At 30.0% G+C, this 23,076-nt stretch carries 26 protein-coding genes and 1 tRNA gene; 11 read left to right on the forward strand and 16 right to left on the reverse strand.

Going from position 1 to position 23,076, the window contains the following annotated elements; translation table 11 throughout:
- Window positions 1-151: 151 nt before the first annotated feature.
- The 6 genes from modD to CLJU_RS22695 form a co-directional block, all read right to left on the reverse strand.
- A complete protein-coding gene (gene modD / locus CLJU_RS18750) occupies window positions 152-997 on the reverse strand; it encodes a ModD protein (protein WP_013240411.1) in 846 nt (281 codons plus the stop codon).
- Between the two features lie 33 nt (window positions 998-1,030).
- Window positions 1,031-1,738, reverse strand: a complete 708-nt coding sequence (locus CLJU_RS18755; protein ID WP_013240412.1) for an ABC transporter ATP-binding protein — start codon at window positions 1,736-1,738, stop codon at window positions 1,031-1,033.
- 20 nt (window positions 1,739-1,758) lie between these two features.
- Window positions 1,759-2,568 carry an ABC transporter permease gene (locus CLJU_RS18760; RefSeq protein WP_013240413.1) on the reverse strand — a complete coding sequence of 270 codons (810 nt, stop codon included), beginning with the start codon at window positions 2,566-2,568 and terminating at the stop codon, window positions 1,759-1,761.
- An 18-nt stretch (window positions 2,569-2,586) separates the two neighbouring features.
- Entirely contained in the window at window positions 2,587-3,384 is a 798-nt protein-coding gene (gene modA / locus CLJU_RS18765; RefSeq protein ID WP_013240414.1) for a molybdate ABC transporter substrate-binding protein, read from the reverse strand.
- Window positions 3,385-3,659: 275 nt separating this feature from the next.
- Window positions 3,660-5,114, reverse strand: a complete 1,455-nt coding sequence (locus CLJU_RS18770; protein ID WP_013240415.1) for a hypothetical protein — start codon at window positions 5,112-5,114, stop codon at window positions 3,660-3,662.
- Between the two features lie 187 nt (window positions 5,115-5,301).
- Window positions 5,302-5,469 (reverse strand): hypothetical protein, encoded by a 168-nt coding sequence (locus CLJU_RS22695; protein ID WP_156496167.1) that lies wholly within the window; start codon window positions 5,467-5,469, stop codon window positions 5,302-5,304.
- 161 nt (window positions 5,470-5,630) lie between these two features.
- On the opposite strand from CLJU_RS22695, the gene CLJU_RS22700 reads away from it, so the two are divergent.
- Together CLJU_RS22700 and CLJU_RS18775 are read left to right on the forward strand one after the other, a co-directional pair.
- On the forward strand, window positions 5,631-5,777 hold the full coding sequence (locus CLJU_RS22700; protein WP_156496166.1) for a hypothetical protein: 147 nt from the start codon (window positions 5,631-5,633) through the stop codon (window positions 5,775-5,777).
- Window positions 5,774-6,379, forward strand: coding sequence for an HDIG domain-containing metalloprotein (locus tag CLJU_RS18775; RefSeq protein WP_013240416.1), 606 nt, complete (start codon window positions 5,774-5,776; stop codon window positions 6,377-6,379). Before CLJU_RS22700 ends, CLJU_RS18775 begins: the two co-directional genes overlap by 4 nt.
- A 202-nt stretch (window positions 6,380-6,581) precedes the next feature.
- Here CLJU_RS18775 and CLJU_RS18780 read toward each other — a convergent pair whose 3' ends face one another.
- Window positions 6,582-7,580 (reverse strand): hypothetical protein, encoded by a 999-nt coding sequence (locus CLJU_RS18780; RefSeq protein ID WP_013240417.1) that lies wholly within the window; start codon window positions 7,578-7,580, stop codon window positions 6,582-6,584.
- A gap of 77 nt (window positions 7,581-7,657) precedes the next feature.
- A complete protein-coding gene (locus CLJU_RS18785; protein ID WP_013240418.1) occupies window positions 7,658-8,209 on the reverse strand; it encodes an AAA family ATPase in 552 nt (183 codons plus the stop codon).
- A 48-nt stretch (window positions 8,210-8,257) separates the two neighbouring features.
- Here CLJU_RS18785 and CLJU_RS21915 point away from each other — a divergent pair, with 48 nt between their 5' ends.
- On the forward strand, window positions 8,258-8,482 hold the full coding sequence (locus tag CLJU_RS21915; RefSeq protein ID WP_081442093.1) for a tyrosine-type recombinase/integrase: 225 nt from the start codon (window positions 8,258-8,260) through the stop codon (window positions 8,480-8,482).
- A gap of 110 nt (window positions 8,483-8,592) precedes the next feature.
- On the opposite strand, the gene CLJU_RS18790 is transcribed toward CLJU_RS21915, so the two are convergent.
- Window positions 8,593-8,668, reverse strand: a tRNA-Trp gene (locus CLJU_RS18790).
- Between the two features lie 46 nt (window positions 8,669-8,714).
- Entirely contained in the window at window positions 8,715-9,647 is a 933-nt protein-coding gene (locus tag CLJU_RS18795; protein ID WP_242825693.1) for a metal ABC transporter substrate-binding protein, read from the reverse strand.
- Window positions 9,648-9,872: 225 nt separating this feature from the next.
- On the opposite strand from CLJU_RS18795, the gene CLJU_RS18800 reads away from it, so the two are divergent.
- Genes CLJU_RS18800 through rimI form a run of 4 tightly spaced genes read left to right on the forward strand, consistent with a single transcriptional unit; the run spans window position 9,873 to window position 12,856 of the window.
- Window positions 9,873-11,183, forward strand: coding sequence for an HD-GYP domain-containing protein (locus CLJU_RS18800; protein WP_013240420.1), 1,311 nt, complete (start codon window positions 9,873-9,875; stop codon window positions 11,181-11,183).
- Between the two features lie 57 nt (window positions 11,184-11,240).
- Window positions 11,241-11,696, forward strand: coding sequence for a tRNA (adenosine(37)-N6)-threonylcarbamoyltransferase complex ATPase subunit type 1 TsaE (tsaE, locus tag CLJU_RS18805; protein WP_013240421.1), 456 nt, complete (start codon window positions 11,241-11,243; stop codon window positions 11,694-11,696).
- 4 nt (window positions 11,697-11,700) lie between these two features.
- Window positions 11,701-12,414, forward strand: coding sequence for a tRNA (adenosine(37)-N6)-threonylcarbamoyltransferase complex dimerization subunit type 1 TsaB (gene tsaB / locus CLJU_RS18810; protein ID WP_013240422.1), 714 nt, complete (start codon window positions 11,701-11,703; stop codon window positions 12,412-12,414).
- Window positions 12,407-12,856 (forward strand): ribosomal protein S18-alanine N-acetyltransferase, encoded by a 450-nt coding sequence (gene rimI, locus CLJU_RS18815; protein ID WP_013240423.1) that lies wholly within the window; start codon window positions 12,407-12,409, stop codon window positions 12,854-12,856. The genes tsaB and rimI overlap by 8 nt, the downstream gene beginning before the upstream one ends.
- 84 nt (window positions 12,857-12,940) lie before the next feature.
- Here rimI and tyrS read toward each other — a convergent pair whose 3' ends face one another.
- The 3 genes from tyrS to CLJU_RS18830 form a co-directional block, all read right to left on the reverse strand.
- Window positions 12,941-14,161 (reverse strand): tyrosine--tRNA ligase, encoded by a 1,221-nt coding sequence (gene tyrS, locus CLJU_RS18820; RefSeq protein WP_013240424.1) that lies wholly within the window; start codon window positions 14,159-14,161, stop codon window positions 12,941-12,943.
- 213 nt (window positions 14,162-14,374) lie between these two features.
- A complete protein-coding gene (locus tag CLJU_RS18825) occupies window positions 14,375-14,785 on the reverse strand; it encodes a hypothetical protein (RefSeq protein WP_013240425.1) in 411 nt (136 codons plus the stop codon).
- Between the two features lie 138 nt (window positions 14,786-14,923).
- Window positions 14,924-16,072: an AlbA family DNA-binding domain-containing protein gene (locus CLJU_RS18830; RefSeq protein ID WP_013240426.1), complete on the reverse strand. Its 1,149-nt coding sequence runs from the start codon at window positions 16,070-16,072 to the stop codon at window positions 14,924-14,926.
- 347 nt (window positions 16,073-16,419) lie between these two features.
- On the opposite strand from CLJU_RS18830, the gene CLJU_RS18835 reads away from it, so the two are divergent.
- A complete protein-coding gene (locus CLJU_RS18835; protein ID WP_013240427.1) occupies window positions 16,420-16,584 on the forward strand; it encodes a zinc-ribbon domain-containing protein in 165 nt (54 codons plus the stop codon).
- A gap of 31 nt (window positions 16,585-16,615) precedes the next feature.
- Here CLJU_RS18835 and CLJU_RS18840 read toward each other — a convergent pair whose 3' ends face one another.
- Window positions 16,616-17,176 carry an ECF transporter S component gene (locus CLJU_RS18840; protein ID WP_013240428.1) on the reverse strand — a complete coding sequence of 187 codons (561 nt, stop codon included), beginning with the start codon at window positions 17,174-17,176 and terminating at the stop codon, window positions 16,616-16,618.
- A gap of 160 nt (window positions 17,177-17,336) precedes the next feature.
- Here CLJU_RS18840 and CLJU_RS22705 point away from each other — a divergent pair, with 160 nt between their 5' ends.
- Both CLJU_RS22705 and CLJU_RS18845 read left to right on the forward strand, forming a co-directional pair.
- Window positions 17,337-17,492 (forward strand): hypothetical protein, encoded by a 156-nt coding sequence (locus tag CLJU_RS22705; RefSeq protein ID WP_167317022.1) that lies wholly within the window; start codon window positions 17,337-17,339, stop codon window positions 17,490-17,492.
- A 210-nt stretch (window positions 17,493-17,702) separates the two neighbouring features.
- The gene (locus tag CLJU_RS18845) at window positions 17,703-18,665 is read left to right on the forward strand and encodes a phosphatase PAP2 family protein (RefSeq protein ID WP_242867455.1); all 963 of its coding nucleotides are present in this window, start codon (window positions 17,703-17,705) and stop codon (window positions 18,663-18,665) included.
- Between the two features lie 394 nt (window positions 18,666-19,059).
- On the opposite strand, the gene yidA is transcribed toward CLJU_RS18845, so the two are convergent.
- Window positions 19,060-19,878, reverse strand: coding sequence for a sugar-phosphatase (gene yidA, locus CLJU_RS18850; RefSeq protein ID WP_013240430.1), 819 nt, complete (start codon window positions 19,876-19,878; stop codon window positions 19,060-19,062).
- Window positions 19,879-20,099: 221 nt separating this feature from the next.
- On the opposite strand from yidA, the gene CLJU_RS18855 reads away from it, so the two are divergent.
- A complete protein-coding gene (locus tag CLJU_RS18855) occupies window positions 20,100-21,692 on the forward strand; it encodes a peptide chain release factor 3 (RefSeq protein WP_013240431.1) in 1,593 nt (530 codons plus the stop codon).
- A 62-nt stretch (window positions 21,693-21,754) separates the two neighbouring features.
- Here the strand turns inward: CLJU_RS18855 and trpS are convergent, their stop codons facing one another.
- Window positions 21,755-22,765, reverse strand: coding sequence for a tryptophan--tRNA ligase (gene trpS / locus CLJU_RS18860; protein WP_013240432.1), 1,011 nt, complete (start codon window positions 22,763-22,765; stop codon window positions 21,755-21,757).
- Window positions 22,766-23,076: the final 311 nt, after the last annotated feature.

The following is a 23,076-nucleotide window of genomic DNA, read 5'->3' on the forward strand; positions in this document are numbered from 1 at the left end:
TTTAAATTTTCTTCTAACAGGTTATAATTGAAGTTAGATAAAAATAAAAATTTAATTTTATTATAATGATACAGAATTAGTCCCATAATGATATGGTAGCATCATTATGAGACTAATCTAAAACAGAAGTATAATCAATTCCAACAAATATTTACATTATAGGTTCTATTTTGCATCCTATATCAATAGGTTTTGCATAATAAACACAGGTTGTTACAATAGCATCAATTCCTGTTTCAACATAATCCTCAATATTGCTTTCATTAATCCCACCAGCAGCTAATATAACCATAGATGGATTAATATCTTTCAAAATACTTACATTTACCTTTAATTTATCACAGGGAACCTTGTCAAATTGAATTCCATCAATTCCATTTTTACAAAGTTCAACTGCATCCTCCAGTGAATCAACTTCAGCTATTACTTTTTTTTCACAAACCTTACCTTTAATTTTTTTAATTATCTTAGCTAATTCATGAATGCCTCCCAAAAAATTTAAATGCTGTTTAAAAATCAGTATAGTCTCCGATAATCCTAATCTATGAGGGAAGCCTCCACCTGAAACAACTGCTTTTATAGCTAATTCTTTAGTACCAGGTATATTTTTCCTTGTAGTTATAACAGAAACATCTGAATTTATATTAGCTGCCTTATTAACTAATTTCCTTGTTTTAGTCGCAATGCCAGAACTGTAGTCAATAATATTTTGGCAGATTTTCCATGCCATATGTAAATCACTAGCGCTGCCCTTTCCTTCAAGAAAGGCCTCATTTTTCTTTACTAAACTGCCGGAAGGTTTTATTTTTGTCAATTCTATATTTAATTTATCAAATATTCTTGCTGCTTCTTCTGTTCCACATAATACCCCATCTTCCCTTGAAAAAAATTGTATCTTGCCTTTTTTATTACCAATTTCTAAAACTAAAGTAGTTAAGTCAATATAAGGAACGTCTTCTTTAATAAATTTGTCAATGAGTTCATCTGATATATACATTTGTAATTTCTCCCCTCTGTTAAAACATTTTAATCATAAACCATGACCTATAAAATCTTCTACAAGCTTTGATTTAGGATGATTGAATATTTCATCAACAGTACCTATTTGATAAATTTGTCCATTCCCCATAATCGCTATTCTATCTGCCAAATATACTGCTTCGTTAAAATCATGGGTTATTTGAATAGTAGTAGTATTTAATTCTCTATGCATTTTTTTTAAGTTATGTTGAAACTTTTTCTTAGTACCCGGATCCAAAGCGCTGCTTATTTCATCAAGGAGTAGTATCTTTGGTGAAGTCACAACAGCCCTTGCAAAGGCAACTCTCTGCTGTTCTCCACCGCTTAACGTAAGCGGCCTTCTGTCCAGTAAATGTTCTATATTTAACATTGAACTTATTTTCTGTAAAATTTCATCCATAATATTTTTACTCATTTTCTTCGTCTTTAATCCAAATAATATATTTTCTCTAACTGACAAATGGGGAAATAGCAAATAATCCTGATATACAAATCCAATATTTCTACTTTCCGGCGGAATATTATTTATATTAACATCATTTATATATATATTTCCTCTATCAATATCATAACCACCTGCAATAGCTTCTAAAACAACACTCTTTCCACTTCCTGTAGACCCTAGTATTACAAAATACTCTCCATCCAATACTTCAAAACTTATATTACAAATTTCAAAATCACCAAGTTTTTTATAAATATGCTCTACTCTAAGCATATTAGCCTCCTTATAAAATTCTAGTAGTTAACTTTTTTTGTACTGCATTTTTGCACACATTCAAATGCAAATAAACAAATTATAGATATAATTATAAGTATAGTGGCAGCAGCTAAAGCCTTATCCAGGTTTCCTGCTGACAAATTTAAAAATATAGCTACTGGCAGAGTTTCCGTTTTCATTCTAATAGCACCTGCCAGCATAAGTGCAGTTCCAAATTCCCCAAGTGCATTTATCCACGTAATTATTATAGCTGAGATCAATCCGTTTTTAGCTAAAGGAATTGTTATTTTAAAAAATGATCCCCATACACTGCATCCAAGAGTTCTTCCTACAAATTCAAGTTTGGGATTCACATCTTCAAAAGTTCCCTTTAAAATTCTTATCATATATGGAGCATTGATAAAAAAGTTAGCTAGTATAATTCCTTTAACCGAAAATACGGGATCTAATCCCAACCTATTTATTATATCTTCAACCTGCTTTGTACTAAATAACATAAGCAAAGCAATTCCTGCTGCAATTGGAGGAATAGAATTTGATATCTGTATTACAGAGTTTATAATCATTTTGCCAAAGAAATCATATCTGGCAAGTCCATAAGCTATAGGTACCGCAAATATCAAACAAATTATAGTAGATATTGTAGATGTATATAATGTTAATTTAATTGCAAATTGTATCTCCTTGTCCATAATAATGGATGCTAAGTTAGAAAAACTTTTTTGAAAAACCACAAATATAGTTAAAATTATAAAAATCATAAAGATACTTATAAAAATAAATATATAAATTTTAAAAAGAATGTCTTTATAATTATTTTTTGACATACTCAAGACCTCTAGTTTCTATTTAATAGGCTTCAAATTATACTTGATGAATATTGATTTTGCTTGATCTGATACAGCAAAACTTATAAATTTATTGCATAATTCTTTATCTTTAGAACTCTTTAATGCAGCTATAGGTACTGTCTTAATCAAATTTTGATCTTTAGGAATCTGCACTAAATCTATGCTTTTAGACGCATTTAAAGCATTATCTTCCCACATAATAGATGCATCTGCTTTTTTCATGGAAACAAACGTTACCATTTCATTTACTGTAGTAACTGTAGAAACTACATTATTTTTTACCTGACTCTCTATACCCTGTTTTTGAAATAACTTAGATGCAAGTTTTCCTAATGGAGAAGTTTTGGAATCTCCTAAAATCACCTTAACTCCAGGTTTTTTAAAATCATTTAAAGTTTTAATACCTACAGGGTTTCCTTTTGGTACAGCAATTACAGGTACATGGTATACTAAATCTTTTCTAGCTAAAACTAAACCTTTTTTATTTGCTGTTTCATAATCTTCATTAGATGCTAGTACACAAAGATCTCCCTTTTTAGAAACTTCCATCTGGCTTATAAGTTCTGAAGAATTAGCATAGGTATACTGAACTTTCGCCCCATATTTCTTTTCAAATTCTTTGGCTATTTCCTCCATTGGTTTATTTACTCCTGCAGCGCAATAAATAAGTAATGTCTTTTTATCTGTGTCATTATTCGTAGTAGTGCTCTGCTGTTTCTGTCCACAGCCTATAAATGCAACGCATACTAGTAATAAGCTTAAAACTAACATTAACATTTTCTTTTTTTTCAAAAATTTCATCCCCCATACTATTTTATTTGTTTTAAGTAAACGCCAAAGTAATTTCATGATAAAATTAATCAAAACTAATTAATACTTAATTTGATTAATTCATATTATTAGTTTTTGTCTTCTTATGTTGATTGTATCAAAAACATAGTACTAAATCAATTATGTTTAATATCTGCGTTAATAGAAAATAGCCCATACTTTAGCTTAAAATATGGACTATTTTATGTTCACTTTAAATAAAATTAGAATTGTATACGAAAAAATTTTTTAAAACTTCATTGCTGTGTATAATCTTTGTAATCCGGTTTAAACCACTTTATAGATATACTTACTTTACCTGTTTCATCCTTAGGATTTACTTTTAAATTATCATTATCTATCTTAGATTTATTTATTAACAACACTGTATTTTTAGGATTATCACAATAAAAAGTAATTCCTCTTATATCATCAACTGTAGGAACGTATCTTCCAAATATAGGATCATTTATAGAAGTTATATTAATATAAGTTTTTCCGTTTTGAGATAATTTTTGATAAGTTAAATACTTATGTATATCTGCATAGTTTAAAACTCTGGAAGTTTTCGCAACAAGTATTTTATTGTTGTCCTGATATTCTTTCAATAGCTTCAGTGAACTTATATTATCTTGTGTAAATAAATCTTCTGTGTCAATACCCAAGTGTTGTGCCACTATACTGTATTGCTTATTATTTACTATACTATCAAGATTGTCTTTCGTAAGCTGCCTGTGAATGTATTTCGGAGTCCAGATCCAATCTATTTTATTATTTGCTAAATCATTTGTATACCTATGAAATCCCCACACTTTTTTCCCATCTCTCAATGAAATTTCATAGAGTGGATAATTATGTCCAAATTTATGATCTGACCATGAATCCCAAACATATTTAATACCACTTTTTAAAGTTATATCTGTATGATAGTAAGGTGATTTAGGGTTGTCCCCTTGTTGATAACTCATAAAATTTCCAGTACCATATGCACCAAAATTTTGTTTATTAGCTTTATTACCATGGTTTATCCATACCGTTTGTTTTAAGTTTTCAGAATTCAAAACGTTCCATGCATTTTCAGCCAAATTTCTATTAAAAAGAGTACCTCTTTGATTTTCAGTTGAAAAATCTCCAAAAGTATGGATACAGTCTATCCATCCTGACTTAATATAGTGAGTTATCTCATCAGCATTATGTTTTTCAGTTTGACTTGTCCCATTGAAAAATGTCATTATGCTTTTCACATTATGCCTTCCATGAACATCAACTACAGAGTTGCTGTTATCACCCATATACATCCAAAATGAATCTCCAATATCTAATCCCAGTCCTTGCCCATATGATGTCTCAGATTTGGTATTTAAAAACTTGTGATACGTTTTAAATTCCTCCAATGTTCCATCATCAATATCAGAACATATTGCAAGCATAGAACTGTAAGGGTATGGAAACTTCCTCAAATCTTTATTCTGGGAATCAGTAGTTTCAGGAATTGAATTTAATGCATTTTTAGGTATAGCATCCTGAGTTTTTTTAGTTTTATGGGAATTTGCAGAAGCTGATACTTCTACAGAATTAGTTAATTTTTTTTGAAGGTGAAATTTATAGCTGCAAAAAGAAGCCACTATAATTACTAGTGTAAAACAAATTAAAGTTGTAGTCTTAAATTTTTTATTTTTCTTAATTCTTTTTGTTCTTCTTGATCTTGACATAAGTCACATCCTCATATAAATTATTTGTTAATAAAAAGAGTACTATGTCTCTTTTCATTTTTCATAATTATCAAATTTAGTCTACATTATGTTAAAAATCCTATATAAGTATAAACTTTGCCAATGTGTATGTCAAACATTTAATATTTTCCTATATTGTGGAATATACTGAAGATAGTCAACTAATTTATTTAGAAGAATTGTTCCAACACCTTCCACATCTTAAACAAGCTTTAGTAGAATAATCATTACAATGTCCAGGCTTACTCTGCTTAAATTCTTTTTCCACTTTTATTATTCTTTTTAACCAACTTTCCTTATTTGTGTCTTTAAGTTTTAATCTCATAAGGTCCACAATTTAACCCTCCCTAAACATCACTAAATATCATATTGAATATAAGCATTATATTATAAAATACTTATATAATCTGTGATAAATGTTACCCTCTTTTCTAAAGATTTGTTATTAGAATAAATATTTTTCATATTGGAATACTGATTAGAGAGGTGAAAGATATGTCTAAAAGTAAAAAAAATAAAAATATAAAATCTAAAAACGTACAAGAAAAACTAAGCAATGCCGTTAACTCTACTCATAGTGATAACCAAAATGAAAATCATAACACAAAAAAAGAAGCATTAGGCTCAAACACTAAGAGATGATGAACTTGAATAGATTGTACCTCAATATTGAGTATCACTTGCTGAATGATTCGAAACCATCAGATTATTTAAAAGAACTCTATAATGATCCATTATTTCAGCAGTATCCCTTTGATATGCTCTACAAATTGAATATTACGAAGCAATCTCCAAAATACCACCCAGAAGGTACTGTTTGGAATCATACTCTACTTGTAGTAGACGAAGCAGCAAATGTAAAATCAAAAAGTAAAAATCAAAAAGTATTTATGTGGGCAGCACTGCTTCATGATATTGGAAAACCTTCTACAACCAGGGACAGAAAGGGTAAAATAACTTCCTATGACCATGATAAGGTTGGATCAGCTCTATCAAAAGAATTTTTGCTATTTTTTACACAAGATAAAGACTTCATTGAAGAAGTTTGTGAGCTTATCAGATACCATATGCAAATACTCTTTGTAGTAAATAATTTGCCCTTTGCAGACATACAGGGTATGAAAGAGCACACAGATATCCATGAAGTGGCTTTACTTGGCTTATGCGATAGAATTGGAAGATTAAATAGCGATAGAAAAAAAGAGAATCATACCCTTCATCAGTTTCTCCAAAAATGCAAATAAATTTACTTTTTTAATGTGTTATTTCAAATAAAAAAGCCGTAAAGTTTTTATTTGCTCCCCTTAAAGTAGACAGATTAAAAAATAAAAGTCTGTTTATGGATAAGGGAGCATATTAATATCTCCAATACGGTCTTTTATAAAATTATTTGCTGCAAATCAATAAATTTTTTATGTATTTCTAAATTTAAACTGTTTATTAGTGTTATCCTTTGCCATTATTATCATTACTACCAGAACCAGCATTAGAAGTATTAATGTCTGTTGAAACTGGCTGAATATATGGCAATGTATAACTTACATTCACATCTTCACCATTAAATGCTACTGTATAGAGTAAATTTTGATCACTGTATCCTGTACCCTTTGTAAAGTTGGTGCTTAAATATTTAGAGAAGGATTGACCATTAATTTTATAAGTTAAAGTATAATTTTCCTGAACATTTCCTCCATTAGCATCATTTCCAGTCCATCTAGAACTAATACTGCTGGGTTCTACTAAAACATCACTTACAACCGGAGTTGGTGCTGCTGGTGCAGTAAATGTAAAGTCTTGTGAATAGTCTGGTGACCTACCATCCTTTGCAGTATAAGTATAGGTTGTTGAAGGATCTATTGATATAGATTCTTGATTTTCTTCAATTTGACCATTACTTAGGTTCTTAATAACAGTGAAACTCAAATTATATTTATTATCTGACCAACTCCAATCAGAATCAACTATCGGTTTTATCTCAAAACTTTTAATATTTACAGGTGGTATTTGGTTACCTACATTAGCAGGTCCACCATCATACGTTGGATCTTCCCCTAGAATTGAAACCGAGCCTTCGCCAGAAACAGTTCCTGTTACTCCTTTAGAAGTTTTTGTTCCATCATCCCAAACTTTTATTAAGTCATAAGAATAGGGATATTGATTTTGATTTCTGTCATAAGCTCCAAAAGTAAAATTGCTATACTCAAAACTATTAACATAAGCTACATGAATATTTTGTTTTTGATCAGGGGCAGATGTATGAGTTTGTCCAGCTGTTTTTCCATTTTTATAAATTGTTTTTACACTAAGTGTATAATTTACATTGCCTTTAAATGCAGATGGGTCTACTTTAACAGAATAAGTATAAGTTTTGTCGGCAACATTTGTAACTGTGATATTACTATCAGGAATAAGGCTTCCATTAGGATCTGTAACGGTAAATACCAACTGAGGTCCATCAATAATATGTAGATAATATTTTTTAAGTCACATAATATAAATAATCTGTACTACAAATTACTAATTCATAAAGAATCCTGCTTCAAATATTCATGGACTATTATTTCAGCATTCTTATTTAAATCTTCATCCCCATTTAGTTGAAGTACTTTACATGGTAACGAATTAGCCCATTGTGCATGTGTGCGCATACATGGAGAACCATCTGTATCATATCTTGCTGAATTATCAAGAAAACGGCAATGCTCTTCATACATATCGCCGCCCTCCATAATTCTCTCCCCATATACTTCATATTCTCTCTTATTAATCCTGGCAATTCTAGTATCAATGGACGCGGTAATGTGTATCGCTAAATCAAATAACGGAACAAATGGTTTATTGAAGCTATCCATTGAGCCTGCCATCACAAAATGAGTTCCTTTTGATATATCTGTCATTAATCTGTTGATTTTTTCCCCATGAGTATACATAATAGTAAAAGGTTTATCTGTATCTTTTCTCCAAATATAATCGTCTATATCAAAATACGGAAAATCAAGCTTTTTTGCAACCAATTTTCCCAATGTTGTTTTTCCAGAACCAGATGAACCAAAAATAATAATTCCTCTTGCCATTTCTTTTAACCTCCTTAACCAAATTATAATTTGTATTAACATTTTTATATACTAAATCATAGAAATAGAGCATTATTTATATTAGTACTTGGAACAGGTTTGAGGATATGGGAGGTAGTAGCTCTTAAGTGGTCTGACATAGATTTTGAAAATAATGAGCTTAAAGTTCAGAGAACCTTTAAAAGAGTATCTAAAATTAATATAGAAAATCCAGCGGAAAATAAAACTGCAATACTAGCAGTTGATAGAATTAATCATTTATTTGCCCTATAGTTTTAGGGCATTTTTTTTATTTGTGTTTATATATTTTTTTCTGGGTTGTGTTACGGTTATGTTATTTCATATAAAAAATGCTTTCACGAAATCGTGAAAGCATTGATATCTGGCAGGGGTAGTAGGTCTCGAACCTACAACCTACGGTTTTGGAGACCGGCACTCTACCAATTGAGCTATACCCCTAAGACGTTAATAATTATATAATATAAACTAATAAAATGCAAGCTTTTTATTTTTTATAAATATTTTCTAAACTATTTATATTATGTTTAAGGGTTTCTTCATAGTTAAAATCCCCATTATAAATTTCTATTTTAGAAGTTTTTATATTATAAATTTTTATCAACTCTTCATTACTTTTAACTACAGAATCATTATTATAAAGAAGAACTACCTTATTGTCTTTTAATTTTTGTTCTAAGTTCTTCTGCCCTGCTGAATCCAAAGGCATTATGCTATTATCTTCCCTTGGACTTACATCTAAAAGTTTCAAATTATTATACCTTGCAAAATAACTAAGTTCATCTTCTATAACAATAAAAGTGTAATTACTCAATTCTCCATCTACTGACTTTAAGTCTTTTTTATAACTATCTAATTTATTCAAAGTTTCAGAAAAATTTTTCTCATAAAAATCTCTACTTTTAGCATCCCTATCCTCAAGTGCGTTTTTAATATTCATAAGTGCTATCCTATAATTATCAATATTGTTAACATAATAGGGATTATCTTTTAAAATTGTATTATTATATTTTACTACTCTGTTATAAGATAAAAGATTTATTCCTCTTGAAACATTTATAACTCCAACCTTACTTTTATTTAATTTGTCCACAAAAGTATCTACCCAAGGCTCATAATCTGCACCTACATAAAAAAATAGATCTTTTTTAGATACATTATTTACACTGTCTTCAGTAAACTTAAAATTCATTTCACTTTTTCTATCATTAAACATATATTCTACTACATGTCTGTTTCCTACTATAGACTTTACCATATTATATAGAAATTTATCTGTAGTAACTATATTTAATTGTACATTATTTCTTACCTGCAACTTGCTATTACTTTTATATTCTTCTTTACTATTGCATCCAACAACAATAAAAATTATTAAAAAAGACATAATTAAGCTCAATACTTTTTTCAAGTCTTTCACCTTCCTATCCAGAATGCAAATCAAAGTATATCATTTTATCTACCATTGATAAATTAACTCATAACAAATACATTTTACATAATGTATTTTAACATTGCAAATCACAATACCTGTTTTGCAAATAATTTTTATTTTTCACATTGCTTATTCATAAGTATTTATTGACACATTCCATTGTGATAAAATTAGGTGTACAGAGTATATTCTATTTAAGGGGGTTTATCCATGAAGGTTAGTATGGACAAAACAATAAGGGCCATGTCAATTGCACTGGATTTAGCTCAAATGAGTTCCAAATATGATAGCTTTAATGGGAATGATCCAGTCATTGAAAATATAACAAATATAAACTATTCAGATCATCGATTTATCCATCATTCCCAGAGGACTACCTATATAGCGCTTGAAATTGCAAATTATCTAAAATTAAGTGATGATTTTAAAAAACAACTTTATGTATCAGCTCTACTGCATGATATAGGAGCTGCTACCTTTTTATCTCAGAGTCATTCTGCTAATCTATTTATAAAAGAACATTGTGAACTTGGTAATAAAATAACTAAATCTTTTCCCTACTTTCATGATATATCAAAGATAATATTATATCATCATGAAAATTTTGATGGAAGTGGTGCCATGGGGCTAAAAGGAGATATGATCCCTCTAGAAAGTCAAATAATAAGAATTTCGGATTTAATAGAACTTATATATAATGAAAATATATCTAACTATCAGCAAAAAAATAATATTATCTTATGGATCAAACAAAATTCTAAAAAGATTTTTTCCAAAACAATTGCAAATGCTTTTTTAGGAAGTGCATCTTCTGATATGTTCTGGCTTAATCTTCAAAATATAGATTTTATTGACTTTATACTAGATGAAACTCACCCCAAGTTAAATATGTTTATGGATCTCCATGAGTTTGAAGCAATATCTAAAATATTTGCAAACATAATAGATAATAAAAGTAAATTTACTGCAACTCATTCTAAAGGTATAGCAAGCCTTGCCTATTTAGTTTCAAAATTCATTGGATATCCAGAGGAAAAGTGTCATGAAATGAAGATCGCAGGTCTCCTGCATGATATAGGCAAACTATCTATTCCTCTCTATATACTTGATAAAAATGGTTCTCTGTCAACTGAGGAATTCGGTATAATAAAATCTCATGCCTATTATACTAGAATAATATTGAATAAAATAGGCGATATTCCTAATATAAGCAAATGGGCATCAAATCATCATGAAAAGTTAAATGGCAGAGGATACCCTCAAGGCTTAAAAGCAGATGAATTATCCGAAGAATGCAGGATTATGGCAGTGTGTGATATATACCAAGCCCTTACAGAAAATAGACCTTATAGAAATGGTATGAGTTCGGAAAAGGCCTTTAACATAATGGACGAAATGGTATCTGGAGGATTTATATGTGACCATGCACTAAACCATCTAAAGGAAGCAATAAGTAATCTTTCTAATCTAGGCTCTTATGAAGATTATATAACTGTTTCCTACAATCCTGAAATGAAATAATATATTCCTTCACTTTTTAATACATTTTAGATACAATATTCTATGAGGTGAATTGCTGTGGAATTTATTTTAAATAGTGTTGAAGATACCATTAATCTAGGCAAAAAAATAGGCAGCTTATTAAATGCCGGTGACATAATTTGTCTAAATGGTGACTTGGGTACAGGAAAGACCCATTTTACAAAAGGAATAGCAAAGGGTCTTAACATAGATGATCCTATAACAAGCCCTACATTTACCATAGTAAATGAGTACTATGGAAGACTAAAATTATACCATTTTGATGTATACAGGGTTAATGATATAGATGAAATTGCTGAAATTGGATTTGATGAGTATATTTTCAGTGATGCTGTAAGTATTATAGAATGGGCAAATTATATTGAGGAATTAATACCTAAAGAATGCATATGGGTAAGTATTTATAAACTTCCAGAAAAAGGTCCAAATTATAGAAAAATAATAATAAAATATCATGGTAATAGATATGATTACATAAAGGAGCTAAAATAAGAACATGAAAATATTAAGTTTAGATTCTTCCACCGAATCAGCAACTTGTGCTGTAATAGACGACAATAAATTATTCGGTGAAATTACTTTTAATTATAAAAAACAGCATTCCACAGTATTAATGCCTATGATAGACACTCTTTTAAAAAACTTAAATATGGATATTCATTCTATAGACGGTTTTGTTGTTTCAAAGGGTCCTGGTTCTTTTACAGGACTTAGAATTGGAGCCGCTGTAGTAAAAGGATTAAGCCAAGGTACAGGCAAACCCTTTGTGGGAGTATCTTCCTTAGATGCGTTAGCCTATAATTTATGCTATACCTCTGGTATTATTTGTCCTATATTAGATGCACTTAGGGGAAATGTATACACCGCCCTTTATAACTTTACAGATAATAAATTAAATATGCTAAGTGATCATATGCTCCTTTCCATAGAAGATCTAATTAAAACATTGAACAACTATAATGAACCCGTGTGTTTCATAGGAGATGCTGTTCCAAAATTTAAGGATGATTTAATTTCAAATATAAAACAAGTTCGTTTCTCACCTGCAAATTTAAATTTGGCAAGAGCTTCTTCTTTGGGTGAATTAGGATTAAAACTTCTAAAATCCGGTATACAAGACGATTTATATAGTTTTGCACCTTTTTATCTAAGGAAATCCCAAGCTGAAAGGGAGTATGAAAAAAAACTGAGGTCCCAAGTCCATGAGTGATATAGAAATTTGCCCTTTAAAACTAGAACATATTGATAGGATTCTTGTAATAGATTCTTTATGTTTTCCTATGCCCTGGAGTAGAAAGTCTCTAGAGAAAGAAATTGAAAACAGTTCACTTACAAAATATGTTGTAGCAAAAAAATCAGGCATAGTCATAGGTTATGCAGGCATGTGGGTTATACTAGATGAGGGGCATATAACAAATATAGCAGTTCATCCAGAATACAGGGGTATAGGTGTTGGAAGTTTACTCTTAGAAGCCCTTATAGAAATATGCAAAATTGAATTTATAAAAAGTATGACCTTAGAGGTTAGAAGATCCAATATACGTGCTCAAAATTTATATAAAAAGTACGGATTTTTACAAAACGGTATACGGAAAGGATATTATAGAGACAATAAAGAGGATGCTCTAATAATGTGGAAATATAATATTTAAAGCATTTCAAAGAAAATGCCTAATAATGGCTTCTTTTATAGGCGATCTATAAAAGAAGCCATTATTAGTTATATAAATTACTTACTATTTTAGTATAATCCTATTATACTTTTTCTTTCCTCTTCTTATAAGCATTTCTCCATCTTTAAAACTATCCTTTGTAATTAAAAGTTTTGGATCAGTTATTTTTTCGTCATTTACAGTGAGTCCATTTTGTTGTATTAACCTTCTTACCTCGCTTTTTGAAGGAAGTATTTGTAAATCAGCAAGTAATTCCACTATGGAACATCCAAGTGAATTTTCACCTATCTCTACAGTAGGCACATTTTCCATATTCTGTCCACCAGAAAACAAAGCTTCTGCTGCTTCCTTAGCTTTTTCAGCTTCCTTTAGTCCGTGTACAATCTTCGTTACCTCATAAGCAAGCACTTTTTTAGCTTCATTTATCTCCTCACCTGGAAGTGAGCCAAGTCTTTTCACTTCATCCATTGGAAGAAAAGTTAAAAGAGCCAGACATTTTTCCACATCAGCATCTCCTATATTCCTCCAGTACTGATAAAATTCATAAGGTGATGTTTTTTCAGGATCCAGCCATATAGCTCCCCCTTCTGTCTTACCCATTTTTTTACCATCACTTTTAGTTAAAAGAGTAAAAGTCATCCCAAAAGCAGGTTTCTGCTCTTTTTTTCTAATTAATTCTACTCCTGCTATTATATTTGACCACTGGTCATCTCCCCCTAATTCCAGCACACAGCCATATCTTCTATTTAACTCTAGGAAATCATATCCCTGCATTAGCATGTAGTTAAATTCAAGGAAAGACAATCCCCTTTCTAATCTCTGTTTAAAGCACTCTGCTGTAAGCATTTTGTTTACGGAAAAATGAACTCCTATATCCCTCAAGAATTCAATATAATTCAAATTTAAAAGCCAATCTGCATTGTTGGCAAGGATAGCTTTATCATCTTTGAAATCCACAAGCCTTGAAAACTGCTTTTTAAAACACTCTGCATTATGTTGTATTTGTTCTTTAGATAACATCTTTCTCATATCAGTTTTTCCAGTAGGATCACCAACCATTGTAGTACCACCACCAAGCAAAGCTATAGGTCTGTGTCCTGCTTCTTGCATATAATGCATAACCATCATTTGTAAAAAGTGTCCTACATGGAGGCTATCTGCTGTTGGGTCAAATCCTATATAAAATGTCACTTTTTCTTTTCCTAATAACTCTCTTATTTCTTCTTCATGTGTACTTTGTTTTATGTATCCACGTTCCAATAATATGTCATAAACGTTAGGCAACCTAAATCCCTACCTTTCAAATAGTCAGTACAATAGTACTCTTATATATTGTATAGTATATATTTAAAACCTATTTTTATCAACATTTAAATGATTTACCTATGTAATTTTAATTTAAAGTTATTTTAAAAATTTTAAGACTGAAGATACACTCTCCAGTCTTAACTATATAAAAACCAGCATTATTTTCTCACAAACAAATTACTTCATTAATCAGGCTACATACTTCATAATACACTCAGGTATCTCCTCTTTTTCTCCATTTACACTTATATAGAAATTAACCTTGTATTCCTCCGACAGCTTTTCAATGGCATAAAATAAATGCGCCATATCCTGAAGATTTTCTTTTACAATATTAAACAATCCATCAATAAAAATTGTATCAATATCATAATCTTCTGAAAGTACGCCGCACAAAAAACCATAAAACTCTTCTATTTTTTTTAATTTAAAATCACTTGTTACTATAAATCTTACTCCTCTGTTCAATTGCCACAGTGGTCCCCTATCATCATCTATATAGACAACGTGCCCCCTCCCTATCATTGTCTTTTCATTAGCCAAATTAATCAGTTCTTTAGTTTTCCCAGATCCTCTTTTGCTGCAAAATACATGAATCATTTTTATCACCCCTTAATTTAATATTCAGGTGTCATCCTTATAGATAAATTATATAATATTCAGAATATTTTTTCAATAACTTAGGTGTATTATTTTGGAAAATATTATTTTTATTTTTCTACCTTTGTTACTAGTATATTAGTTACTCAACTTCTTAGTACCAGGATATATAATCTTAAAATAATCATTTTTTATAGAATTTATAAATTTAACTCTTCCTACATTCTTAAACAGCTTTTGAATTCTACTAAAACTTGCTGCAGTTCCTGTAAATCTCTTTTTAGAATCCAGTGTAATTATTTTTTCATATATCCACATATTCCTTCTTGCATAATTATAGTAACTTGTATTTTCCCTATTTGATAACATTCCAGGGCTAGTTATTACTACACTATTATAGCTTACTATAACCTCTATTTCCCTAGAAAAATCAGAATAGTCCCTATACATTACGGCATTTCTTATTCCTTCACTTATCCCCTCTGTGGGATATGATTTCACTGTTATAATATTCTCAATAGCCTCTTGTGCTTTATCCATAATTGACAGTAGATTTCCCTGAATTATACTCACCTTTCTAAAATCTTTATTTATCTTATTAACTATTTTTATCATATTATGGGGAATATATACATTGTTTGTATTAGAAAAAATTAGAAGCCCACCTAACGTTACCATATACTTACCTGAATCCTTATCTATATATATTATAGAAGCATCCTCCATTAAACCCAATCTATTTTCATCATTTACTTTTATCCCTTGAGACAAAAAATACTTATCTACTATACAATTATCTATACAGTTTAATTTGCTATGTGGTATAGGACACAATTCCGTATTTAAATTTAAATTTTGCTGAAGAGCCGATATTATTTCCTGTTTACGCATCGTATCATTTGTTGAACCTCTTCTCGTGTAAAAGGCTCCATTTTCTCTCATTTGATATGGTTTTTGAGGTCCATCATATATATTTATAATAACTATATCTTTTCCCTTATACTTTAAAAGTTCTAGAGAAATTGGTATGGGAGGTTCTATTCTAGAGCTTATTATCTGCTGTATTTGTTCTTCACTAAAATTTCTGTCTACTCCTACTATTTTCTTAGTCTTATCTTCAATTCCAATTATTATATATCCTCTTCCCCCTCTAGAATTTGCTATAGCACATATGTCCTTAGCTAATTCTTTTCTTCCACTATCAGTTTCAATATTTAGTAATTGTTTAAAATCTAATTTCGGTCCTTCCATTTTCTTTAATAAATTAAAAAATTTTTTTATATCCATGAAAACAACCCCATTACTTTTTTGAGTTTAATATATAAAACCTAATTTAATTATACTCTATTACTATTGTTATTTGACAGATTTTTAATTCATTCAACTTTAATTAAAATTAACATTTGCATTAATTAACATTTTCCCCTATGCTAGTTATACCAACGAATTGGTACAAGCCATAATTATTTAAAATATTGTTTTTTTATTAAAATATGGTATAATTAGCTTAGAGTTTTACTCTAATTATAATATTTATATTAGGTCAAATTTTTTCAAGGTGCTATATTCTCCTTTTAATCCTAGGAGGTAGGTTATCAAGAATAAAATTAGTCCTAGGTTAAGGAGGTTTTTTTATGGCAGATAAAACAATCGTATGTAAAGATTGCGGAAAAGAATTTGTATTTACAGAGGGTGAACAGGAATTTTACAAGGAAAAAGGATTTGAAAATGATCCTGTAAGATGTCCTGAATGTAGAAGAAAAAGAAAAGCTGAAAAGAATAGAATGAGAGCTAGGTAAATAATTAGGAGAGGTGAAAACCTCTCCTTTATTATTTACCTAAATTAGCTCTCTTTAAAACTTTTGCTAGTGGAAGCGCTATAGCTATTCCTACAATACTCTGGGCTATATTTCCCGGGATTTCTGCTGCAGATAAAATGATGGCTTTTGAAAAAGCTATATTTGTGACAAAATGCATTATAACCACTCCTGCTGCATAATATGCAGATACCATCCAAATACAAGCTACAATAAATGCGATTATATTATTCCAAAACTTTTCACCATTATATTCTCCTCTGTAAGCAATAGTTGCTGCAATCCAAGCCATAATACCCTTTATAAGGAAAGTAAAAGGAGCCCAAATAACATAGGATGAAAGAACATCAAATAAACTCATTCCTATAGCTGCAGATAAAAACGCCTTTTTTCTTCCAATTAATATAGCTGCTAAAAGTACCATACTGTCTCCCATATGTACAACACCTTTAACCAATACTCCTGTTGGTATATTAATTATAGCTGTAGCAATATAAGTTATTGCTGCCATAAGTGATACCTGAATAATGTCTCTGACTTTTAAGCCACTTACGCTTAATCTTTTTTGTTCCATTATAATGATAACCCCCTTAAATTTGAATTAATAACATTATATTTTTTTTTATAAAAAACTCAAAATGTAACGATACACTTTTGTATTAATTCATATAAAAGAGGAAATACTACTTTATACATTTAATATTTTTATTTAATTATATAAGGGAGATTTTAAAATGATTTTTTTTAAATGGCTCTGCAGCCTTTTTTTGATATTCCTATTTATAGGTGCAATATTTAAAATAGGATTAACTTTCATAAATATGCTGCTTTTAATATGTGCTTTTGTTTTTATAATAGACACGGCATTTATGGGCAAAAAACGATTCTAATATGCTGCATAAAATTAATATTTTATACTTGATTTTAGTTTATTCCTCCCTAATGACAAATAAATATAGAAAAGATAATTAGGTTATATTTATGTAAAATAAGATAAAATATTGTTAAATTTTTTTATATACTTACCCTTTTACTAGTGATATAATTTATTTGTCCATAAGGGGGGTATAAATTTCATGTATAAATTTGTAGAAAATAAAATGTGGAAAACTACGCAGCACACGTTTAAAATATTATTCAATTTACTAAGTAAGTACTACTTTATTCTTATAGGTTTATATTTCTTGCATAAGACTTTATATCTAGTTCAATATCCATCTATTAGTTTGACTAGTAAAATATATCTGGGTATGCTTGCTTTAATGTGTTTCACAGTCTATTCAGATATTAGAAATGATATTAAAGTAATTCCTTTCTTAATATTATGTATTCCATTTTTTGCGTTCATATTTTACATAGAACAGCACGGATATGCGTTTTGGGGGAAAATGCTAAGTTGGCAAATAAGTAGGAAAATAGTAGTAGATCTAAATCCTATATTTAGTAAAATACCATTTAATAATGGAAGTTTTGCAAGAATTTATAAAACAGAAACTTTAACCTGGTTTTTTAGAATGGTATATAATAACGGTTTTGTACTACCTGTTTTACTTGCAGTTTATAGATCTACCTTAGCCAAGGACTTTAAGAAAATGCTACGTTATATTTTATCTGCACATGTAGTACAGATATTTTTAATAACTCCGTTTTATCTTATTTTCCATTTACAGGAGGTATGGTTTGTACTTGGGCAACCTGATGGCCTTGATAGGCAATTAAGTCCAAGCGCTGCGGCAGGTGTTACTCTTAATTGTTTTCCATCTATGCATACATCTATATGCTTTGCCATGTTTTTATTAGTTCTTAGGGAACGGAACAAAATATGGAAATGTGTATTTGGTTTTTTCTGTTTAAGTGTAATATTCTCAACTCTATATCTAGAGGTTCATTGGGTAATAGATGTTTTTGCTGGAATGATATTAGCTTACGTAACTGTAAAATTAGTAGACTTTATTTTGGCTAAAGGTAAAGTACTTGTCCAGAAGCCATTAGACATGCTTTATTACAAGAAGAAAAAGGCTATATATGTAAGTAATTACTATTTAGAAACTATGAAAAATTAGTTCTAACGCTAGCACGCTTATATTATACTAAGTTAAAAGTTAATAATTGAAAGTGGAGAGTGAATGATAATTTTTCTCCAACTCTCCACTATATTTCATGTATAAGTTCAAACTTTAATTAGGATCAACGAATAAGCTTTCTAACTTAAAAATCAACTTATACGCAGGCATATTTTTACAACAATGAAGCTCATTTAAATATTTTGTATATAAGTCTTAGAAAAAAATTCGTAAAAGCTAAGAACTTTTGAATTGTCTGAGGTACGAGTTTTCAAAAGTTCTTAGCTTTTTTAGAATTTTTTACTTAGACTTATCAAAATATTTAACGAGTTGAATGTCGTAAAAAATATCCGAAGTATAAGTTGATTTTGGGTTTAGAAACTCTATGGAGATTCTATTTTACAGCACATTGTTCTAGTATAAATTTATTTATTACATGTGCCACTCCATTTTGCTCATTAGTTTTTGTAATATAATCTGCAACTTTTTTTGTATCGGAAAAAGCATTTTCCATAGCAACGCCTAATCCTGCATATTTTATCATATGAATATCATTTCCAGCATCACCTATGCACATTATTTCATCCCTACTTATATTTAGCTTCTCCTTTAAAACTTGTATACCGAATCCCTTATTTACATTTTTGTTTATAAACTCTAAAAAATATGGTTCACTTCTAAGAACGGTATATTTCTCATATACTGTTCTAGGTAAATTTTCTATGGCCTTTGAAAGCTTTTCTTCCTCATCTACAAACATAACTTTTACTATAGGTACATAATCAGGAATTTGGTTCAAATCTAATATTTTAAGTGGTATCTTATTTAAAGAAGATTCCAATTTACTATATTTATTTAGCTTAGCTGCAGCACAAAAATCAAAAGTAAGGATATGAATATTTACATTTAATTGCTTACTCAAACTATATAAGTACTTCAAATCTTCATGCTTAAGTAAATTTTCACTTATAACTTTACCATTATTGTTTTTTTGAACTACTGCTCCATTAAATGCTACAGAATAATCTCCTTCTGAAGTAAGCTTTAATTGTTTTAAATACTTTTCAATTCCCTTTAATGGCCTTCCAGTAGCTAGTACAATTTTTACTCCAAGCTCTTTAGCCTTTTGAATAGCATTGTAATTTTCTTCTGAAATACTTTTGTCATCTCTAAGCAAAGTACCATCCATATCTATTCCTACTAGTTTATACATAAATTCCCTCCATATATAGGTGCTATCTTATTCCCTTTAATAATATTTCATAATAATTATATCATTTACAAAAAATAAGTTTAAATTGTAAAAGACCTTATATTAACCTGTAAGCATTAGAATTAAACGTTTAAATTTTACAAACAACACAAGTTGACATTAATATATAATAAAGTTAAAATCAGTGATGAAACTAATAAAAAAAGAGGAGAGAAAAGGTAGTGGCAGACTTAAAAAAAGAGATAGAAAAAAGAAGAACTTTTGCAATAATATCTCACCCAGATGCAGGTAAAACAACTCTTACTGAAAAACTGTTATTATACGGAGGCGCCATAAGACTTGCTGGTTCTGTTAAGGCAAGAAAGGCTTCAAAACACGCAGTATCTGATTGGATGGAAATAGAAAAACAAAGAGGTATTTCTGTAACATCATCAGTAATGCAATTTAACTATAATAATTTTTGTATAAATATATTAGACACACCAGGCCATCAGGATTTTAGTGAAGATACATATAGAACTTTAATGGCAGCAGATAGTGCAGTAATGGTAATAGATGCAGCAAAGGGAGTTGAAGCACAGACTAAAAAACTGTTTAATGTTTGCAGTTTACGTGGAATTCCCATATTTACATTTATAAATAAAATGGATAGGGAAAGTAAGGATCCTTTTGAATTAATGGATGATCTAGAAAATGTTTTAGGAATAAAATCCTACCCAATGAACTGGCCTATAGGATCTGGTAAGGACTTCAAGGGAATATATGATAGAGAAAAAAGTCTAATAGAAGTATTTAATGGCGGAAACCACGGTCAAACAGCAGTAGAATCCATAGAAGGCTCTGTAGATGACAATGTTTTTAAAGACTTATTAGGTGAAGCTTTACATGAAAAACTAAAAGACGATATAGAGCTTTTAGATATTGCAGGAGACCAATTTGACATAAAAAAGGTTAGAGAAGGTTCACTTACTCCTGTATTTTTTGGAAGTGCCCTCACCAATTTCGGAGTAGAGCCTTTTTTAAAGGAATTTTTAAATTTAACTACACCACCTCTACCAAGAAAATCAGACAGTGGAGAAGTAGATCCCTTTAGTGATGATTTTTCTGCTTTTATATTTAAAATACAGGCAAATATGAATCCTGCACATAGGGATAGAATTGCCTTTATGAGAATATGTTCCGGTAAGTTTAAGAAGGGTATGGAAGTATTTCATTTCCAGGGAGGAAATAAAGTAAGGCTTTCTCAGCCGCAGCAGTTCCTAGCTCAAGATAGGGAAATAGTGGAAGAAGCTTATGCAGGGGATATACTAGGTGTATTTGATCCTGGAATTTATAATATAGGAGATACATTATGTCCTGCAAATAAAAAATTCAAATTTGAAAGCATCCCGGTGTTTGCACCAGAACATTTCGCCAGAGTAAAAACCATAGATACCATGAAAAGAAAACAATTTATAAAAGGTATAAGTGAGATTTCAGAAGAAGGTGCAATTCAAGTATTTAAGCAGTTAAATATAGGGATTGAGGAAATCATCATAGGTGTGGTTGGCGTTCTTCAGTTTGAAGTGCTAGAGTACAGAATGAAAAATGAATACAATGTAGATATAAAAGTCGACATGCTTCCTTATAGAGCTATAAGGTGGATAGAAAGCTCTTCTACAAAGGTAGAAGATCTTATTTTAACAAGTGATACTAAAAAAGTAAAAGACCTAAAAGGAAGAGACCTTTTAATATTTCAAAGTGAGTGGTCTATTAGTTGGGCACTTGAACACAATAAAGGCCTTGAGCTATCAGATATAGGTAAGACAGAATAAAATAAGCCAGCTTTAATTCTCTATTGAATTGAAGCTGGCTATTTTCCTTATAAAAATTTTATTTACTTTGAAACAGGAATAAATCCTATCTTTTTCTGCATTTTTCTAAGTACCTTGCTTGATACATAATAAGCCTTTTCTGCACCTTTCTTATATATGTCCTCTAGATATTTCTTATCTTGAAGGAACGCATTGACTTTATCCTGTATTGGCTTTAGTTCACCTATTAAGGCTTCTGCAGTATCATTTTTAAATTCAGCATATCCTTTGCCTTCATATTTTTTCTCTATCTCCTCATGGCTCATTCCAGTTACAGCACTCATTATATTTATAAGATTTTTAACTCCCGGTTGGTCATCATTATATTTTACTTTTCCAATACTGTCAGTAACACACCTATTTATCTTTCTTTTTATATCTTCTGGTTTATCCATAATAAGTATGTAACTGTTAGGATTATCTGATGACTTAGACATTTTCTTTGTAGGATCTTGTAAATCCATTATTTTAGCTCCATCCTCTGGTATATATGCTTCTGGCATAGTAAATGTAGGACTATACAGATTGTTAAACCTCTCCGCTATATCTCTAGTTAATTCTACATGCTGTGTTTGATCTTTACCTACAGGAACAAGGTCTGCATTATAAATCAATATATCTGCTGCCATAAGTACAGGATAGTTTAAAAGTCCTGCACTTATAGAACCACCATTTTCGTATTTTTTAGATTTACTCTTATACTGAGTCATTCTTTCCAATTCTCCTACATAAGTAAAACAATTTAAAAGCCATGCTGCTTCACAGTGAGTAGGAACATGAGATTGAATAAATATAGTATTTTTTTCTGGATCTATACCTGCTGCTAAATATATTGCAAGCACTTCCAGGGTTCTCCTTCTCAAATCTTTTGGTTCCTGCCTTACAGTTATTGCATGTAAATCTACTACGCAAAAATAGCAGTCATATTTGTCTTGAAGCTTTACCCAATTTTTTAAAGCTCCAAAATAATTTCCTATAGTTAAATTTCCTGAAGGTTGAATGCCACTAAATATTACTTTTTTCTTTTCTTCCATTATTATTGCCTCCCTTTAAGCATTTATAAAAAAAATCCCTATGATATAAAAATCATAGGGCGTATTTACCGCTGTACCACCTAAATTCAAAAAGATAAAATTACATCTTTTTCTCATATGGATTACAAAATATCCTGTCTTTATAACGTAAGACTTACGGTTAAAACTACTAATTTAATTCATTTTTCTCCTCAAGAATCCATTCAATTCAAGCATAATTACTGTAATTTCACCTCATACAGCTCTCTAAAAATCTGTTTTCAAATTTACTTGCTTTCTTTCAAAGGATTTAAACTATATCGAATATTATC

It is taken from the genome of Clostridium ljungdahlii DSM 13528, assembly GCF_000143685.1.
Classification (GTDB): Bacteria; Bacillota; Clostridia; order Clostridiales; family Clostridiaceae; genus Clostridium_B; species Clostridium_B ljungdahlii.

Coding starts and splice junctions, on each gene's coding strand:
- modD (WP_013240411.1), bottom strand. CDS start 997: ATGTATATATCAGATGAACTCATTGACAAATTTATTAAAGAAGACGTT.
- CLJU_RS18755 (WP_013240412.1), bottom strand. CDS start 1,738: ATGCTTAGAGTAGAGCATATTTATAAAAAACTTGGTGATTTTGAAATT.
- CLJU_RS18760 (WP_013240413.1), bottom strand. CDS start 2,568: ATGTCAAAAAATAATTATAAAGACATTCTTTTTAAAATTTATATATTT.
- CLJU_RS18770 (WP_013240415.1), bottom strand. CDS start 5,114: ATGTCAAGATCAAGAAGAACAAAAAGAATTAAGAAAAATAAAAAATTT.
- CLJU_RS22700 (WP_156496166.1), top strand. CDS start 5,631: ATGTCTAAAAGTAAAAAAAATAAAAATATAAAATCTAAAAACGTACAA.
- CLJU_RS18775 (WP_013240416.1), top strand. CDS start 5,774: ATGATGAACTTGAATAGATTGTACCTCAATATTGAGTATCACTTGCTG.
- CLJU_RS18785 (WP_013240418.1), bottom strand. CDS start 8,209: ATGGCAAGAGGAATTATTATTTTTGGTTCATCTGGTTCTGGAAAAACA.
- CLJU_RS18800 (WP_013240420.1), top strand. CDS start 9,873: ATGAAGGTTAGTATGGACAAAACAATAAGGGCCATGTCAATTGCACTG.
- tsaB (WP_013240422.1), top strand. CDS start 11,701: ATGAAAATATTAAGTTTAGATTCTTCCACCGAATCAGCAACTTGTGCT.
- rimI (WP_013240423.1), top strand. CDS start 12,407: ATGAGTGATATAGAAATTTGCCCTTTAAAACTAGAACATATTGATAGG.
- CLJU_RS18825 (WP_013240425.1), bottom strand. CDS start 14,785: ATGATTCATGTATTTTGCAGCAAAAGAGGATCTGGGAAAACTAAAGAA.
- CLJU_RS18830 (WP_013240426.1), bottom strand. CDS start 16,072: ATGGATATAAAAAAATTTTTTAATTTATTAAAGAAAATGGAAGGACCG.
- CLJU_RS18835 (WP_013240427.1), top strand. CDS start 16,420: ATGGCAGATAAAACAATCGTATGTAAAGATTGCGGAAAAGAATTTGTA.
- CLJU_RS18840 (WP_013240428.1), bottom strand. CDS start 17,176: ATGGAACAAAAAAGATTAAGCGTAAGTGGCTTAAAAGTCAGAGACATT.
- CLJU_RS22705 (WP_167317022.1), top strand. CDS start 17,337: ATGATTTTTTTTAAATGGCTCTGCAGCCTTTTTTTGATATTCCTATTT.
- CLJU_RS18845 (WP_242867455.1), top strand. CDS start 17,703: ATGTGGAAAACTACGCAGCACACGTTTAAAATATTATTCAATTTACTA.
- yidA (WP_013240430.1), bottom strand. CDS start 19,878: ATGTATAAACTAGTAGGAATAGATATGGATGGTACTTTGCTTAGAGAT.
- trpS (WP_013240432.1), bottom strand. CDS start 22,765: ATGGAAGAAAAGAAAAAAGTAATATTTAGTGGCATTCAACCTTCAGGA.